This window comes from Saccharothrix sp. NPDC042600 (genome assembly GCF_040647305.1).
Lineage (GTDB): Bacteria > Actinomycetota > Actinomycetes > Mycobacteriales > Pseudonocardiaceae > Actinosynnema > Actinosynnema mutabilis.
On the sequence record NZ_JBEZBW010000003.1, the window covers coordinates 163,311 to 178,921 of the forward strand.

14 protein-coding genes are annotated in these 15,611 nt (G+C 73.5%); 5 read left to right on the forward strand and 9 right to left on the reverse strand.

The window, feature by feature from the left end; translation table 11 throughout:
• The first annotated feature begins 8 nt into the window (after positions 1-8).
• Complete coding sequence (locus AB0A74_RS04130) at positions 9-2,378, forward strand: caspase family protein (protein ID WP_358247408.1); 2,370 nt, start codon at positions 9-11, stop codon at positions 2,376-2,378.
• Between the two features lie 29 nt (positions 2,379-2,407).
• The gene (locus AB0A74_RS04135) at positions 2,408-2,629 is read left to right on the forward strand and encodes a hypothetical protein (RefSeq protein ID WP_358247409.1); all 222 of its coding nucleotides are present in this window, start codon (positions 2,408-2,410) and stop codon (positions 2,627-2,629) included.
• Positions 2,630-2,641: 12 nt separating this feature from the next.
• Here AB0A74_RS04135 and AB0A74_RS04140 read toward each other — a convergent pair whose 3' ends face one another.
• The 5 genes from AB0A74_RS04140 to AB0A74_RS04160 form a co-directional block, all read right to left on the reverse strand.
• On the reverse strand, positions 2,642-3,793 hold the full coding sequence (locus tag AB0A74_RS04140) for an FAD-dependent monooxygenase (RefSeq protein WP_358247410.1): 1,152 nt from the start codon (positions 3,791-3,793) through the stop codon (positions 2,642-2,644).
• Positions 3,794-3,824: 31 nt separating this feature from the next.
• A complete protein-coding gene (locus AB0A74_RS04145) occupies positions 3,825-6,725 on the reverse strand; it encodes a BTAD domain-containing putative transcriptional regulator (RefSeq protein ID WP_358247411.1) in 2,901 nt (966 codons plus the stop codon).
• Positions 6,726-6,749: 24 nt separating this feature from the next.
• Positions 6,750-7,205, reverse strand: a complete 456-nt coding sequence (locus AB0A74_RS04150; RefSeq protein WP_358247412.1) for a hypothetical protein — start codon at positions 7,203-7,205, stop codon at positions 6,750-6,752.
• 176 nt (positions 7,206-7,381) lie between these two features.
• Positions 7,382-8,245, reverse strand: a complete 864-nt coding sequence (locus tag AB0A74_RS04155) for a carbohydrate-binding protein (RefSeq protein ID WP_358247523.1) — start codon at positions 8,243-8,245, stop codon at positions 7,382-7,384.
• Between the two features lie 122 nt (positions 8,246-8,367).
• Positions 8,368-9,276: a helix-turn-helix domain-containing protein gene (locus tag AB0A74_RS04160; RefSeq protein WP_358247413.1), complete on the reverse strand. Its 909-nt coding sequence runs from the start codon at positions 9,274-9,276 to the stop codon at positions 8,368-8,370.
• A 229-nt stretch (positions 9,277-9,505) separates the two neighbouring features.
• Here AB0A74_RS04160 and AB0A74_RS04165 point away from each other — a divergent pair, with 229 nt between their 5' ends.
• A complete protein-coding gene (locus AB0A74_RS04165) occupies positions 9,506-11,749 on the forward strand; it encodes a PQQ-dependent sugar dehydrogenase (protein ID WP_358247414.1) in 2,244 nt (747 codons plus the stop codon).
• Positions 11,750-12,088: 339 nt separating this feature from the next.
• The gene (locus tag AB0A74_RS04170; RefSeq protein WP_358247415.1) at positions 12,089-12,466 is read left to right on the forward strand and encodes a hypothetical protein; all 378 of its coding nucleotides are present in this window, start codon (positions 12,089-12,091) and stop codon (positions 12,464-12,466) included.
• An 80-nt stretch (positions 12,467-12,546) separates the two neighbouring features.
• On the opposite strand, the gene AB0A74_RS04175 is transcribed toward AB0A74_RS04170, so the two are convergent.
• Positions 12,547-13,077 (reverse strand): peroxiredoxin-like family protein, encoded by a 531-nt coding sequence (locus AB0A74_RS04175; protein WP_358247416.1) that lies wholly within the window; start codon positions 13,075-13,077, stop codon positions 12,547-12,549.
• 74 nt (positions 13,078-13,151) lie between these two features.
• Between AB0A74_RS04175 and AB0A74_RS04180 the strand changes: the two genes are divergently transcribed.
• The gene (locus AB0A74_RS04180; RefSeq protein ID WP_358247417.1) at positions 13,152-13,751 is read left to right on the forward strand and encodes a TetR/AcrR family transcriptional regulator C-terminal domain-containing protein; all 600 of its coding nucleotides are present in this window, start codon (positions 13,152-13,154) and stop codon (positions 13,749-13,751) included.
• Between the two features lie 196 nt (positions 13,752-13,947).
• On the opposite strand, the gene AB0A74_RS04185 is transcribed toward AB0A74_RS04180, so the two are convergent.
• The 3 genes from AB0A74_RS04185 to AB0A74_RS04195 all read right to left on the reverse strand — a co-directional run bounded on the left by AB0A74_RS04185 (position 13,948) and on the right by AB0A74_RS04195 (position 15,490).
• Positions 13,948-14,247: a hypothetical protein gene (locus AB0A74_RS04185; RefSeq protein ID WP_358247418.1), complete on the reverse strand. Its 300-nt coding sequence runs from the start codon at positions 14,245-14,247 to the stop codon at positions 13,948-13,950.
• Positions 14,231-14,470: a DUF397 domain-containing protein gene (locus AB0A74_RS04190; RefSeq protein WP_337723708.1), complete on the reverse strand. Its 240-nt coding sequence runs from the start codon at positions 14,468-14,470 to the stop codon at positions 14,231-14,233. Before AB0A74_RS04190 ends, AB0A74_RS04185 begins: the two co-directional genes overlap by 17 nt.
• 135 nt (positions 14,471-14,605) lie before the next feature.
• Positions 14,606-15,490, reverse strand: coding sequence for a helix-turn-helix transcriptional regulator (locus AB0A74_RS04195; RefSeq protein WP_358247419.1), 885 nt, complete (start codon positions 15,488-15,490; stop codon positions 14,606-14,608).
• Positions 15,491-15,611: the final 121 nt, after the last annotated feature.

Here is a 15,611-nt window from a genome sequence, read left to right on the forward strand (position 1 = left end):
AGGACCCCATGGCCCGCAAGGCCCTGCTCATCGGCGCGCAGACCGGTGGCCTGACCGGCGTCGCCAACGACGTCGCCGCGATGGCGGACGCCCTGGCCCCCTGGGGCTTCCAGAGCACCCGGTGCGAACGGGAGAACGCGAGCCGCGCGGGCATCCTGGACGCCTACGAGCGGCTCATCGCCCAGGCCCGCCCGGACGACGCGGTGGTCGTCTACTACAGCGGCCACGGCGCCTACTCCCCCGACCCGGACCGCGGCTGGGGCACGCCCGGCCACCGCGTGCTCCAGCTGATCGAGCCCACGGACTTCGCCGCCTCCACCGAGGAGGACTTCCGCGGCATCACCGCGGTGGAGCTGTCCGTGCTGCTGGCGCGGCTGACCGAGCGGACCCGCAACGTCACCGTGGTGCTGGACTGCTGCCACGCCTCCCACATGTCCCGCGACCGCGACCCGGTCGTGAAGGCCCGGTCCCGCCCGGTCCCTGCCAGGCTCATCCGCGCGCACCTGGACACGTTGCGCCGCGAGGGCCTCCCGGTGGACCTGTGGGAGCCGACCGGCAACCCGCACGCCGTGCGGATCGCGGCGTGCGGCCCGGAGCAGCTGGCCGGCGAGGCGGCCAACGCCGACGGCGTGCGGATGGGCTACCTCACCGACGCGCTCACCCGGTCGCTGGCCGAGCTGCGGGACAGCGGCCTGGCGGTGTCGTGGGCGACCGTCGTGGACCGGGTGCGGCAGCGGGTCCTCGCCGCGTGGCCCGCGCAGCGGCCGGAGGCCGAGGGCCCGGCGCGCCGGGTCGTGTTCGACACCGCCGAGGCCGACCCGGTGGCCACGTTCCCGGTGAGCCCGGTGCGCGACCGGGTCCGGATCGCGGGCGCGCCGCTGTTCGGGGTGCGGCCCGGGGACGAGTTCGTGGTGATGCCCGACGACTCCCCCGAGGCCGACGACGACCGCAAGCTCGGCGACGTGCTGGTGGAGAAGATCGACGCCCAGGCCGCGTACGGCGTGCTGTCCAGCGGCAAGGCGGTGCCGTTGGGCGCTCGGGCGCACCTGGTGCGCGCCGCGCTGCCCGCGCTGCCGGTGCGGATCGCCGGTGCCGACCCGCGCCTGTCCGCGGTGGCGCGCTTGGTGGAGCCGGTCCCGATCGTGCGGGCGGTCGAGGACGCGGAGGTCCGGGTCGAGGCGGAGGCGGGCGGCCTGGTGGTCCACGACGCGTTCGGGCCCCTGCACGTCCCGCAGGGCGTGGACGCCGTGGTGGCCAACCTCAAGCGGGTGGCGCAGGCGAGGGCGTTGCGGTGCCTGACCGAGGAGCCGTGGCTGGCGCTGCCGACACCGGTGTCCATCGGGTTCGCCCGGGTGGTGGACGGGGAGGCGGTGCCGCTGCCCCGGTCCGGCGCGGTGGTGCACTCCGGCGAGTCGATCTGCGTGGAGGTGCGCAACGAGGGCGCCCAGACCGTGTACGTGTCGCTGCTGGACATCGGGGTGTCCCAGAAGATCTCGGTGCTCAACCCGTCCGCGCCCAGCGGGGTGCGGCTGGACGCGGGCCGGTCGTACACGTTCGGCGGCAACGACTACACCGGCGCGCTGGCGGGTCTCGCGGTGAGCTGGCCGCCGTCGGTGCCCGCCGGGGAGCCCCGGCCGGAGACCATCGTGGTGCTGGTCAGCGCCGAACCCACGGACACCGGGGTGCTGGAGCAGTCGGGGGTGCGCGGCGGCGGTCTGTCCCGCTTGGAGCGCCACCTCGGGCAGCTCGGCACGGCGGGCGTGCGGGAGACCGCGCCGGAGGCCGCCCGCCCGGTGCGCTTCGCCGTGCACACCATCGACTTCGACCTGGTCCCGACGCCCGCGCCCGCGCCGGAGACGGCCGTGTTCCAGGTGGACGACCGCCCGGCGACGCCGCCGTGGACCAGGTCCGCCCGGTCGTCGGAGGTGTCGGTGCGCCTGTCGGACCTGGTGGTCCACCACAACCGCCGCTTCCGCCGGTCCGCCGTGCGCCTGGACGCCCTGGTCGTCACCGACGGCCGGTTCCACGTGCACACCGAGACGTTCACCGACATCAAGGACGGCGAACGCCTGCCGTTGTCGGCCTGCGCCTTCAAGGGCACCGCCCGGTCCGCCTTGGACATCGCGGTCTGGGTGTCCCCGGCCGGGAGCCTCGACCTGGCGGACCGGTTGCGGTGGCGGGGCGGTGTCGCCGACCTCGTCGACACCGCCGACGCGGTCCTGCGCCGGGAGCTGGGCGAGGCCATCGGCCTGTACCGGACGACGCTGACCGCGGCGGAGCACTTCGGACTGAGCCGCACCGCGGGCGATTCCTCCGTCCGGGCACAGGACTTCTCATTCCGCTGCGCGGTGGTCGAGCCGTCCGCCAGGGTGGGGTAGAGGGTCCGGGAGTGAAAGGGGAGAGCGGGATGAAGCGAGTGATCATCGGCGACCAGTCGTGGGGGCTGGCCGACGCCGACGCGGCCCGGGTGGTGTCCGACATCGAGCAGGCGATGACGGACGGGACCGTGGTCCGGCTGCCGTTGCTGGCCGAGGGCCGCCCGGTGACCGTGTTCTTCAACGGCAAACTGGCCCTGACCGCGGTGGTGGACGACGACTCCGGCGCCCGTCCCACCGAGATCTCCGGCTGACCCGCCGCCCGGTCACGAGCGGGTGCCGGTGAAGGCGTAGTCCGGCAGGTCGATGTCCGTGGCGAACCAGTCCGTGGACTTCAGCAGCAGCTTCACCAGCACCCGCGACCGGAACACCGCGTTGCGCAGGGCGATCCGCCGACGCGTGGGCGGGGCCAGGAACGGTCCCGCGTTGGCCTTCGCCGCCACCTTCGCGTAACCCCGCATGAGGGACTCGTACCGCGCGAACGCCCGCGTGTGGTCGCCGCGCGCCGCGACCAGCTCGCCCGCCAGCACGTACGCGCCGACCACGGCCAGGCCGCTGCCGAAGCCGCCCAACGTGTTGCCGCACGCCGAGTCGCCGAGCAGCACCACGCGACCGGTCGAGTACGTCGGCACGTGGACGCGGCTGATGCTGTCCAGGTACAGGTTCCGGGCGTGCGGCAGGCGTTCGACCAGCTCGGGGACGCGCCAGCCGCCGCCCCGGTAGGCGTCGGCGACGATCCGCCGTTGCTGCTCGACGTCGTAGCGGTCGAAGTCGAGTTCAGGCGAGGCGAACACGAAGAACGCCGGGGACTTCGGGCCGCCGACCGCCACCATGCGGCCGGGTTCGTTGAACATCACCGGCTCGGTGTCCAGGTCGATGTCGGCCAGGGCGTAGTGGTGGCCGAGGAAGTCGACGAACTCCGCCTCCGGCCCGAAGGCCAGTCGCCGGACCGTCGAGTGGATGCCGTCCGCGCCCACCACCAGGTCGAACGTGCGCGGGGCGGCGTGGCGGAACGTCACGTGGACGCCGTCGTCGGTCTGGGTCAGGGACGTGGCGGTGTCGCCGAAGACGTACTCGGCGCGGTCGGCGGTGTGGCCGTGCAGCAGGGCGGCCAGGTCGCCGCGGAGGATCTCGACCGTGCCGCCGGTGAACTCGCGGGGGATCGTGGCCAGGGCGCGACCCTCGGCGTCGATGATCGTCTGGTCGGTCCCGCCGGTCTGGCGGCGGCGGACGTCGTCGAGGATTCCCATGCGGGACAACACCTTGAGGTGGGTCGCGCCCTTGAAGTCGACGGCTTGGCCGCCGGGTCGGGGCGCGGGGGCGCGTTCCACGACGGTGACGGCGCAGCCGGCCAGGGCGAGCCAGTGGGCGAGGGCTGGGCCCGCGATGCCGGCGCCGGAGATGAGCACGTTCTTCATGGTGGTCAGCGTGCTGGCGGGCGCTGACAGGTCACCGCCGGTCCGCTGACAGCGCCGTCAGCGCCTGCTCCCGGGACTGCCCCGCGCCCCGCGCGTACGCCTCGGCGAAGGCGTCCGGCCCGACGGCGGCGCGCGCCCGTTCGACGGCCCGCGCCACGTCCGGGTCCCCGACCACCGCCACACCGCGCAGCGCGACCGCCGTGCCCAGCAGGAACGCCGCCCGCTCGCCGTCGTCCACCGCGCCGGCCAGTCCTTCGACGGCGTCGGCGACCCCGCTCGCGGTGACGCTGTCCAACGCCTTCCGGTGCAGCCGCGGCGCTTCGTCCGGCTCGGCCAGCCGCGCGGCCTCCGTGGTGATGTCGGAGCGCAGCAGCACCGCCGCCGGGTCACCCGCGGCCACCGCCGCCACGGCCCGGTCCACCAGGCGACGAGCCTCGGCGACGTCGCCCCGCAGCCGTGCCAGCCGGGCCAGCCCGAGGTCCACCGCCGGCGCGTCCGGCCGGGCGCTCAGCTCCGCCGCCCGCCGGTAGTCGGCCTCGGCCGCCGCCCACTCCCCCTGCCGCACCAGGCACTCGGCGCGCCGGCCGAGCACGTCCGCGGACTCCAGCCGCGCGCCCAACGCGGCCAGCAGCTCCAACGCCTCCCGCCACAGCTCGTGCGCCCGCGCCCACTCGCCCCGCCGGCCGGCCGCGAACGCCAGCCAGTCCAACGCCTGCGCGGCGCCCCAGCGCTCGCCCAGCCGCCGGAAGCGCGCCAGCACGTCGGCCAGGGACCGCTCGCCGGCCGCCGGGCGCCCGTCGAGCAGCTCGACCAGCGCCTCGCCCAACCGTTCCAGGGCGGTGTTCCACGGGTCGTCGTGCAGCAGCAGCGTGGGCAGGCGCGGGCCGGGGCCGCGGGTCATCGCCCACACCGCCGCGCCGAACGGGTGCCGCAACGGCCGGTCGAGGGAGCGCAGCACCTCGGTCGCCCGCGCGCGGTGCTCCTCGGTCGCCTGGGAGCCGGCGTGCGCCACGCAGCTGACGTACTCCTCCTCCAGCCCGTCCGGGACGTCGTCCAGCAGCGTCGCCGCGACCTCGGCGACCTCGTCGCGCCGCCCGCTCAGCCACCAGTACGCCGCCGCCGCGGTCACCAGGCGCATCGCCGTCGGCCGGTCGTGGCGGGCGGACCAGCGCAGGGCGGCCACCAGGTTGTCGTGCTCGGCGGACAGCTCGGCCAGCCGGTCCAGCTGCCCCGCGCGCCGCAGGTCCGGGTCGGCCCGCTGGACCAGGTCGAGGAAGTGGAGGGCGTGCGCGTGCCGCAGCTCCGGTTCTTCGTGCGACTCGGTCAGTTGTTCCCCGCAATACAACAGGATCGTGTCGAGCATCCGGTAGCGGCCGGCCCGGACCCGCAGCAGCGACCGGTCCACCAGGTCGGCCAGGGCGTCGGCCGACCCGCACACCGCCGCCACCGCGTCCGCCGTCGCGCCACCGGTGAACACGGCGAACCGCCGCGCCAGGGCCTGCTCGTCCGGGCGCAGCAGGTGCCAGCTCCAGTCGACGACCGCGCGCAGCGTCCGGTGCCGCTCCGCCGCCGTCCGGTCGCCCCGCGACAGCAGCCGGAAGTGCTCCCGGTTCGCCAGCTGGGCGGCCAGCTCCGCGACGTCGAACTGGCGCAGCCGCACCGCCGCCAGCTCGATCGCCAGCGGCAGCCCGTCCAGCAGCCGGCACACCCGCGCGACCTCCGGCCCGGCCGCGAACCCCGGCCGCACGGCGGCGGCCCGCTCGGCGAACAACGCCACCGCCGGTCCCTCGGGCAACGGCTCCAGCGGCACCAGCAGCTCACCGGTCAACCCGAGCGGCTCGCGGCTGGTGGCCAGCACGGCCAGCCGGGGGCACGCCGCGAGCAGCCGCCGGACCAGGTCGGCGACGGCGTCCAGCACCTGCTCGCAGTTGTCCAGCAGCAGCACGGTGTCCTGGTCGCGCAGCTCGGCGAGCAGCCGGTCCACCGGGTCGGTCCGGGCGAACCCGGGCTCCCGCACGCCGAGCGCGCCGAGGACCGCGTGCGGCACCCGCGTGCCGTCGGTCAGGGGCGACAGGTCGACGAAGCACACGTCCCGCGCCCACCGCCCGGCCGCCTCGACGGCGAGCCGCGTCTTGCCGATGCCGCCGGGACCGGTGACGGTGGCGAGGCGGGCGGGGACGGCCAGCCGCGCCAGCTCGTCGTCCCGGCCGACGATCCGGGTGAGCTGGGCGGCGAGCCCGCGGCGGGGCGGCCGTTCGGCGCGCAGCAGCGCCAGGTGCACGGCGGACAGCTCGTCGGACGGGTCCACGCCCAGTTCGTCGCGCAGCAGCCGGCGGGCGCGGTCGAACTCGGCCAGGGCGTCGGCGGTGCGCCCGTCGTCGTGCAGGGCCCGCATGAGCTGGCCCCGCGACCGCTCGCGGAACGGGTGCGCGTCCACCAGCTCGCGCAGCCGCCCGACCGACGTGCCCGAGGTCGCCAGTTCGGCCTCGACGAGGTCCTCGGTCGCGGCGAGCCGGGCCTCCTCCAGCCGCGCGACCCACGCCCGCGCGCCCGGCAGGTCCACCAACGCCGGCCCGCGCCACAACCCGAGCGCCTCCCGCAACACCCCCGCGGCCCGCTCCGGCGCACCGGCCCCGAGCAACCGCCGCCCTGCCGCGGCGAGCCGCTCGAACCGGTGCACGTCCACGTCGTCGGGCTCGACCACGATCCGGTACCCGCCACCGGTGAACCCGATCAGCCCGTCCGGCAGCCCGCGCCGCAACCGCGACACCCGGGCCTGCACGGCGTTGGCGCTCTCGCCGGGGAAGTCCACCACGCGTCCGACGTCGAGCAGGAGCGCGGTCAGCAGGGCCCGAGTCTTCGGCCCACCGACCACGACCACCTCACCGGCGTCCGTCCACACTTCCAGTGGCCCCAGGATCCCGAACCGCATGCGCCGATTCTGCCCACCGGGGTGTCACTCGCACGCGATGCCGTCACCGTCGCGGTCGAGGTCGTAGATGTCGTCACCGATGACCCGGACCGGTCCGCGCACGTAGGCGGGACCGTTGCCGCTGCCGCCGGCGCAGTCCACGTCGCTCGCGATGGGCACGCAGCCGCTGTAGTTCGGGTCGCACCCCTGCGCGGGAGGCGGCGGGGCCTGGGTGGTCGGCTTGGGCGCCGGCGGCTGCGTGACCTGCGGCTGGGGTGCGGGCGGCGGGGGCGGCGCGACTGTCGTGGTCGTGGTCGTGGTGGTCGTCGTCGTGGTGGTCGTGGTGCTCGTCGTGGTCGACGTGGTGGTCGGCGTGGTCGTGGCGGTCACCAGGTCGGGCGCGCCGGGCTTGGCGCTCGCGCCGCACGCCGTGGTGACCAACAACAGGACGCCGAACACGCCCGTGGCAACGCGGTACCGGCCTAATGCTCTCTCCACCATGACGACTCCTGCACTCCGACTGACGTATGCGCTGAGCATCGGAGAAAAGGAGCATCCGTTACGGGTCAAGGCGATCGGCACCCGAACAGTCCATTATGGAGGATCTGCGGATACACCGAAGGCCCCTGGGGTGTCCAGGGGCCTTCGGCCCGGGCTCGTCCGCAATTCTCGGGGACTCAGCCGGCGCGCCAGAGGGCGGGCGTGGTCGGTGGTTCCCAGCCCGGTTGGGCGGTGTGGGTTTGCAGGCACACGTAGCCCGTCCCGCCGTAGGTGACGCGCGCCCCCGTCGTGTACGTGGTGCCGACCGTCCACGTCGTGCCGCCCGGCTGGGTGGTGGTGGTCGTCGTCGGGCCCGTGGGCGAGGTGGTCGGGTTCTGCGGCACGTTGAGCACGAAGTCGTACAGGCCCTCGCGGCCGGTGCCGACGTTGCGCACCGTCATCAGCAGGCGCGGGTCGAAGATCGTGTCCGTGTTGTTGCGCGGCTCGTTCGGGAAGTAGAGCTGCGTGGTCAGGATCCGACCGCCGGGGTTCTGCACCTTCACGTGGATGTGCCGCGTGCGCCCCGGGTACAGGCCCGGGACGATGGTCTGCAACGTGAACTTGCCGTCCGGGCCGGTGAACTGGTGGCCGCGGAAGCGGAAGCCCGTGTTGTCGTAGACGCCGTTGTTGTCGCACTGCCAGAAGTCCAGCAGGGCGTTGGCGATCGGGACGCACGCCAGGCCGAAGACGTACCCGCTGACGGTCAGGCGCGTGCCGACGGTGCCGGCGTCGACCAGCGACGTGCGGCGCGGCGAGTTGGGCTTGAAGTACGGGCCCTCGGTCTGCGGCGGGGTCGGGTCGTCGCCGTCGTCGCACTCCGGGGTCAGCTCCAGCGTGCCGCCGGTGCTCGGGACGGTGCGGGCCAGCGCGGGCACGCCCATCAGCGCGGCGGGCACCGCGACGCCCGCGGCGATGGCCGCGCGCAGCACGGGTCGGCGGCTGACGTGGCGGGATCCGGTCTCGTCCTGGAGGGCGCCCTCGGTGGGGCGGTCGCCGTCCATAGGCGTGTCCATGCCTGCTCCTCGTGGGGATGGCTCGGGAATTCATCTCGAACCTATGGAGGCGCGGTGGTGGGCGACGATGGACTGGACCTGTTGGTCGTGGTGTATCTCGCGGGCGGCCATCACTGTGAACGCCGCACCGCCCGGACGTCGCCGCGCCGGCGGAAGTCGCCCGGGCTCACGCCGGTCTCGCGCCGGAAGAAGCGGCAGAAGTAGGCCGGGTCGCCGAACCCGACGCGTCCGGCGATCTGCCGCACGGTCAGGTCCGTCCGGGCGAGCAGCCGCTTGGCCTCGCCGGCGCGGGCCTCGCGCACCAGTTGCGAGGGCGTGCGGCCGGTCGCGGCCTTGACCGCCTCGGTCAGGTAGCCGGGGGTGACGCCGATCCGCTCGGCGTAGGCGCTCACCGACCACAGCCCGAGGTCGGGCCGCGCGGCGAGGCGGGCGAACTCCTCGGCGACGGCGCCGGGCCGGGCGGGCGGCACGGCGGACGCGGTCTGCGGCAGCCGGGCCCCCCGCACCACCAGGACGTGCAGCAACGCCCGCAGCACGGACTCGACGCCGCGCGCGCCGGCCCGGTACTCCTCGTCCATCTCGGCGATCAGCCGGCCCATCCGGGCGTGGGTGGGCCCGTCGAGGGTCAGCCAGGGGCGTTCGGACAGCCGGCGCAGCAACTCGCGGTCGCCGGGGTGGTCGAGCAGGAAGTCGTCGGTGAACAGGACGACGTGGCCGGACAGGTCCCGGGCGTCCCAGTGGTGCACCTGGCCGGGGGCGATGACGCACAGGTGGGGCGGCCGGAGCTCCCACCGCGCCAGGTCCACCACGTGCGTCCCGGTGCCGCCGGTGACGTAGACGATCTCGTGGAAGGTGTGGCGGTGCGGGAACGTCGCCCGCGACATCGGGCCGATGGCGTCGAACGTGCCGATGGCGAACGGCAGGGCGTTGAGCACCGGCACCTCCAGCCGGTGCATGGGCAGCTCACCGCCGTTCTGGACCTGGCAGGGCGTCCCGGGTAACACGGTCGTGCCGCGCATGTGGCGATTCCTCTCGCAGGGGGTGGACCCGGCCCCGGTGACAGGGAGGGACGAAGGTCCAGACCAATCACCGTTCACCATGACACGGCCGGCGACCCTGCGGAACTGCTCCGAACGAGGGTGACCGACCGGGTGAACGGGCGACACGCGCCCAACTCCAAGTGGTCGATCATGGGACGTGTGACCCTTCCGAGCCTCACTCGTACGAGTTACGAAGGGTCCGCCGCCCATGTCCGCACTCCGCCTCAGACGCACCGCCGCCGCCCTCGTCCCGACCCTCGGCGCCGCCTGCCTGGTCGCCGTCGGGCCACCCGCCCGCGCCGCCGTGCCCGACGGCTTCACCGACACCCTCGCGATCGGCGGCCTCACCGCCCCGACCGCCGCCGCGTTCGCCCCCGACGGCACCGTGTTCGTCGCCGAGAAGAGCGGCCTGGTCAAGGTGTTCGACTCGCTCGCCGACCCGACCGCCACCGTCTTCGCCGACCTCCGCGCGCAGACCCAGGACTTCTGGGACCGGGGCCTGCTCGGCCTGGCCGTGGACCCCGCGTACCCGGCCCGCCCGTACGTCTACGTGGCCTACACCCACGACGCCGAACCCGGTGGCGCCGCGCCGCGCTGGGGCGACGCCTGCCCGACCCCGCCCGGCCCGATGGAGCGCGGCTGCGTAGTCACCGGCCGCGTCTCCCGTCTGACCAAGGGCCCCTCCGGCGTCTCCGTCGCCGAAGAACCGCTGCTCACCGACTGGTGCCAGCAGTACCCGAGCCACTCGATCGGCACCGTCGCGTTCGGCCCGGACGGCGCGCTCTACGTCGGCGGCGGTGACGGCGCGAGCTTCTCCTTCGCCGACCACGGCCAGGTCGGCAACCCGTGCGCCGACCCGCCCGGCCCGGCCGGCGCCGACCTCACGGCGCCGACCGCGCGCGGCGGCGCGCTGCGCTCGCAGTCCCCGCGCCGGCCCGCCGGCGAACCGGTGACCCTCTCCGGCGCGATCGTCCGCGTCGACCCCGACACCGGCGCGGCCCTGCCCGGCAACCCCCTGGCCGCCCACCCCGACGCCAACGCGCGCCGGACCATCGCGCACGGCCTGCGCAACCAGTTCCGCTTCGCCTTCCGGCCCGGCACCGAGGAGATCTGGGTCGGCGACGTCGGCTGGGGCGACTGGGAGGAGGTCAACCGCATCGCCGACCCCGACGACCCGGTCGTGGAGAACTTCGGCTGGCCGTGCTTCGAGGGCGCCGCGCGGCAACCCGGTTACGACAGCGCCGACCTGGCGCTGTGCGAGTCGCTCTACGCCGGCGGCGGCCACACCCCACCGCACCACGCCTACCACCACTCGGCGGAGGTCGTGCCGGGCGACCGGTGCCCGACCGGCGGGTCGTCCATCGGCGGCATCGCCTTCGAGGGCGACGGGAACTACCCCGCCGAGTACGACGGGGCGCTGTTCTTCGCCGACAGCTCGCGCGGCTGCGTGTGGGCGATGAAGACGACGAACGGCGTCCCCGACCCGGCGAAGGTCGTGCCCTTCGTGACCGGCGTGGACGTGCCGGTGCAATTGCTGACCGGCCCCGGCGGCGACCTGTTCTACGTGGCGCTGGGCGCGGGCCAGGTGCGCCGGGTGAGCCACCCGTCCGGCGGGAACCGCGCGCCCGCCGCGGTCGCCCGCGCCACTCCGTCCAGCGGGCTCGCGCCGCTGTCGGTCCAGCTCGACGGGCGCGCGTCCAGCGACCCGGACGGCGACCCGCTGACCCACGCGTGGGACCTCGACGGCGACGGCGCGTACGACGACTCGACCGCCGCCGCGCCGACGCACGTCTTCCACGGGACCACCGTCGTGGGGCTCAGGGTCACCGACCCCGCCGGGGCGTCCGCCACCGCCGCGGTCACCGTGACCGTCGACGGCCAGGACCCCGTGCCGACCATCGACGCGCCGACCTCGCTGCTCCGGTGGGCCGTCGGCGACACGGTCGCCTTCGCCGGCCGCGCCACCGACCCGCAGGACGGGACCCTGTCCGGCGGGAGCCTGCGGTGGAAGCTGAGCATCCAGCACTGCGCGACCGCCGGCACGTGCCACGAGCACGTGGTGCAGGAGACCACCGGGGCGTCCGGCGCGTTCGTCGCGCCCGACCACGAGTACCCGTCGCACCTGGAGCTGACCCTGACCGCGACCGACTCCGCCGGCCGGTCGGCCGCCCGGAAGGTCCGGCTCGACCCGGTCACGGTGGTGCTGAGCTTCACCTCGACGCCGTCGAACGCGGAGCTGACGGTCGGCAGCCGGACCCAGCGGACGCCGTTCACCCGCACGGTGATCGTCGGGTCGGTCAACTCGATCAGCGCGCCCTCGCCGCAGATCCTGGGCGAGCTGCACCTGGTCTACCGGTGGTGGAGCTGGTCGGACGGCGGCGCGCGGACGCACAACACCACCGCGCCCGCGTCGCCGACGACGCTCCACGCCCGGTTCCGGGTGTGGTTGTAGGACGCTTCGAGAAAGCGAAGGACCCTCACCCGCGGCCCTCGCGGTCGCGGGTGAGCGGTACTGCGAGCAGCTGTAGGAGATGCGGTCGAACGCCGTTTCCGAATACTCCACCGAGACCCGCCCAATTCTGTTACCGACCGGTGTGTCCCAGCTCACCACCGCATCGCGCCAACGGGCCCCACCAGCCGGGTTGCACCAGCCCTGACCTGCTACCGAAGTGAGGTTTTCACAGTCGAGAAAAATGCTGAGAGCGCATTTAGTAATCGGCTGTTAACGTCGGTCGAGGTGCCGGGACATGGCACCGGGGGTAGTCGAATCCGACATTCTGGAGCAATCGACATGAAGAATTTCGCGCGCGTTCTCACCACGGCGGCGGCCGGTGCCGCGGCCGCTCTCGCGCTCACCGCGGGTGCGGCCCAGGCGGCCCCGAGCAGCTCGGTGTACCTCTACACGGGGACGAACGCGCACTGCACGTTCAGCGGGGACAACGGCGTGGCCGGCGGCGTCTTCTCGGGCTACGAGTGCCGCAACGGGGTGGCCGGCTACAGCGTGCTGGTGGACGCGACCGGCGGCTCGTTCAGCGACGTCTACATCAACACCTTCGACACGCTCGCGAACTGCAAGTTCGCCGGCGACAACGGCACGTCCGGCGGGGTGTGGGACTCCTACTACTGCCAGTCGGGCTTCGCGGGCTACAGCCTGAAGGTCAGCGCCTGACCGACCGGCCCGGGGCGCCGGGCCGTTCGAACGCGTGTTCGACCGATCCACAGGTGTGGACAAGCCTGTGGACAACCCGCCTAGGCGAACCGGTCCGCGGCGACGAGCAGTTCGTCCACCGTCCACTGGTCGTACGCGTGGACACCCCGCTTCTCCGCGACGACCCGGCCGTCCGGCGCGATGAGGAAGTCGGCGGGCAGCCCCAACCGCCCGCCCGACCCCGTGGGCAGCGGTCGCCGGCCGCGCAGGAAGGGCCCCAGGTCGCGGACGAGCCCGCGGACGATCGCGCCCCACGCCCGCGGGTCCAGCACGGACCGCGGGGCCGCCTCCACGCCGAACTCCACGTAGAGGCGCTTGTCCGGGTCGGCGACCACCGCGAACGGGAAGTCCGCCACGTGCCGCCGGAGCTCGTCCGCGGGCGAGTGGAAGACGACCACCTCGGCGATGCCGCGGGCCTCGATCTCGTCGTGCCGGGTGACGATCGTCCGCAGGTGCAGGTTGCACACGGGACAGCCGGCGAACCGGCGGAACTGCAGGTGCACCAGGCGGTTCGGGTCGGGCACCCGGACCGGGCCGCCCAGCACGGCCTCCCACTCGCGGGTCGTGATCACGGTCGTCCCCCTCGGATAAGCGTGTGGTGTACGCCTACGACGTTATGAGCGTATGCCGTACGCTGTCAAGCGCCATGCCACGACCGAAGTCGCTCACCCCGGAAGCCCTCGCCGCCGCCGCGCTCGCCGTGGTGGACCGCGACGGGCTGCCCGCCCTGTCCATGCGCGCGGTCGCGCAGGAGCTGGGCATGGGCACGATGTCCCTCTACCGGTACGTGCGGGAGAAGACCGAGCTGGAAGCGCTCGTCGTCGACCTCATCCTGTCCACAGTGGACGTCGAGCCGCCGGAAGCGCCGTGGCTCGACCAGATCACCGCGTTGGTGGGACGCGTGCGGCAGGCGGTCGCAGCGCACCCGAACGCGGTCGTCCTGACGATGACCCACCGGCACCGCTCGCCCGCGCTCAGCCGGTGGTCGGAGTCGGTGCTGGGGGTGTTGGCCGCCAACGGGTTCGAAGGGCCGCGGCGGGTGGTGGCCCTGCGGTGCCTGCTCGGCTACCTCATCGGCGCGGTGCAACTGGAGCACCTGGGGCCGCTGTCCGGGCCGGGGACCGCCGCGCTGGCCGGGAAGTCGGAGTTCCCGCTGCTGGCCGAGACCGCGCGGGCGGCGTCCGAAGTGGACGACGGGTTCGCGCGCGGGCTGGAGGTCGTGTTGCGGGGACTGGCGTCCCGCTGAGGCGTTCAGGTTGACGCGGAGGCCGAGTGGGCGCCGACCTCCGCGTCAGACCGTGACGAACACGGAGTTCCGCTTCGAGCGTCACGGAACCGACAAGGGCGCGGAGCCGGTTCCCGCTGCGTCTCCAGGTCAGGTTCGTCGTGGAGGGGCCACGTGCCCGCCCCTGTCCCGTTCGGCGCGAACGGGGAGCTTGACCTCAGGCGATGCGGTCGTCGGGCAGTTCGAGCAGCTCCTCCAGCACGCTCGTCGCCGGACCGCGCCTGCGCCAGGAGAACCGGGACGGCGCCAGGACGTTCACCTCGTCCGCCGGCATCCGCATGGCCACCGCGTCGTCCTCCGTGTGCAACCGGACGACGTCGATGACGGCGTCGTGCGCGCGGACACCGACCACGGCGGCCAGCTCACCGCGCGCGTCGCGCGGGTGCAGGAACTGGAACCCGCGCGCGATGAGCTGACGCAGTTGGAGCGTGGTGCGCGCGTCAGTCGACGAGGTCATCGAACTCCCCGTCCCTGGCACCGGCCACGAAGGCCGCCATCTCCGCCCTGGTGTAGACCAACGCGGGACCGTCCGGGAACCGGGAGTTGCGGACCGCGACGTCGCCGCCGTCCAGCACCGCTACTTCGACGCAGTTGCCGTACTGGCCGCTGCGTGCGCTCTTCCGCCAGGTCACGTCCCGCAAAGCCGCAGCGGACATGCCGTTGTGAGCCTTGCCGGCCATCGACACCACCTACCCAACGACGACGGAGTGCATCTGCACGTGCATTTGACTGTGCACGGACCGTAGCACTGCGTGAAGCACGGGTAAATGCACGTGCAGATGCAGAGGCCGAATCTCGCCCGGACGGAGGAGTCGCTACAGGGCCGCTCGGAACTTCATGAGCATCTGTCGGCTTCGGTCCGGCGTCTCCGCGTCCACCGTCAGGCGGTCGAAACGACGGCTGTAGAGCTCCAGTTCTTCCTGTTTGTCCAGGTAGAGGGCACCGGAGAGGTGTTCGAGGTAGACGATGTCCGGCAGATCCGGCTCACCGAAACGGAGCATCGTGAATGGTCCTTCCGCTGCGTAACCGCTCAACGGAAAGGGAACAATCTGAAGAGTGATGGGCGAGTCCTTGGTCACGGAGAGCAAATGCTCGATCTGAGCGAGCAGGACATCGCGGCCTCCGATCGGGCGATGCAACACGGATTCGTCGATGATCGCCCACAGCCGCGGCGCGCTCGGCCGGAACATGATCTTCTGCCGCTGCATGCGCAGGGCGACCCGCCGTCTGACCTCGGGTCCGGCCAGGTCGGGACGGCCGTTGCTGGCGATCGCCATCGCGTAGGCCTCGGTCTGCAGCAGGCCCGGGACGAAGTGCGTCTCGTAGGTCAGGATGCGGGTCGCCGCCTCCTCCAGGCCCACGTAGTCCTGGAACCAGTCGGGCATCAGGTCGTTGTAGCGGTGCCACCAGCCGGGCTCGTTGGACCGGCGGACCATCGCGAGGAACTTGTCCCGCGCGTCCTCGTCGGTCATCCCGTACATGGTCAGCAGGTCGGCGACGTCGCGCTCCTTCAGCCCGACCCGGCCCAGCTCCATCCGGCTGATCTTCGACTCGGAGCCGCGGATCGCGTAGCCCGCGTCGGCCCGCGTGATCTCGGCGGCCTCGCGCAGCCGCCGCAGCTGCGAGCCGAGCACGATCCGCAGGGCGGTGGGACCGCTCTCCCGCTCGGCCGCCGAGTTCTCGGAGTCACCGGTGCGCATACCTGATCCTCCCGACCGCGCCCTGTCGTGCGAACCCCCGCCACCCGAACAGCGGTTGCGTCCGACAGGGGTCAACTCGCATCGTCACCGAACGTACACCCACGATCTTCCCCCGTCCGCC

Excerpts from the sequence above, each read along its gene's own strand:
- AB0A74_RS04190 (WP_337723708.1), bottom strand. The coding sequence starts at position 14,470 with ATGGCCGGCAAGGCTCACAACGGCATGTCCGCTGCGGCTTTGCGGGAC.
- AB0A74_RS04165 (WP_358247414.1), top strand. The coding sequence starts at position 9,506 with ATGTCCGCACTCCGCCTCAGACGCACCGCCGCCGCCCTCGTCCCGACC.
- AB0A74_RS04180 (WP_358247417.1), top strand. The coding sequence starts at position 13,152 with ATGCCACGACCGAAGTCGCTCACCCCGGAAGCCCTCGCCGCCGCCGCG.
- AB0A74_RS04130 (WP_358247408.1), top strand. The coding sequence starts at position 9 with ATGGCCCGCAAGGCCCTGCTCATCGGCGCGCAGACCGGTGGCCTGACC.
- AB0A74_RS04170 (WP_358247415.1), top strand. The coding sequence starts at position 12,089 with ATGAAGAATTTCGCGCGCGTTCTCACCACGGCGGCGGCCGGTGCCGCG.
- AB0A74_RS04185 (WP_358247418.1), bottom strand. The coding sequence starts at position 14,247 with ATGACCTCGTCGACTGACGCGCGCACCACGCTCCAACTGCGTCAGCTC.
- AB0A74_RS04145 (WP_358247411.1), bottom strand. The coding sequence starts at position 6,725 with ATGCGGTTCGGGATCCTGGGGCCACTGGAAGTGTGGACGGACGCCGGT.
- AB0A74_RS04155 (WP_358247523.1), bottom strand. The coding sequence starts at position 8,245 with ATGGACGGCGACCGCCCCACCGAGGGCGCCCTCCAGGACGAGACCGGA.
- AB0A74_RS04135 (WP_358247409.1), top strand. The coding sequence starts at position 2,408 with ATGAAGCGAGTGATCATCGGCGACCAGTCGTGGGGGCTGGCCGACGCC.
- AB0A74_RS04140 (WP_358247410.1), bottom strand. The coding sequence starts at position 3,793 with ATGAAGAACGTGCTCATCTCCGGCGCCGGCATCGCGGGCCCAGCCCTC.
- AB0A74_RS04160 (WP_358247413.1), bottom strand. The coding sequence starts at position 9,276 with ATGCGCGGCACGACCGTGTTACCCGGGACGCCCTGCCAGGTCCAGAAC.
- AB0A74_RS04150 (WP_358247412.1), bottom strand. The coding sequence starts at position 7,205 with ATGGTGGAGAGAGCATTAGGCCGGTACCGCGTTGCCACGGGCGTGTTC.
- AB0A74_RS04195 (WP_358247419.1), bottom strand. The coding sequence starts at position 15,490 with ATGCGCACCGGTGACTCCGAGAACTCGGCGGCCGAGCGGGAGAGCGGT.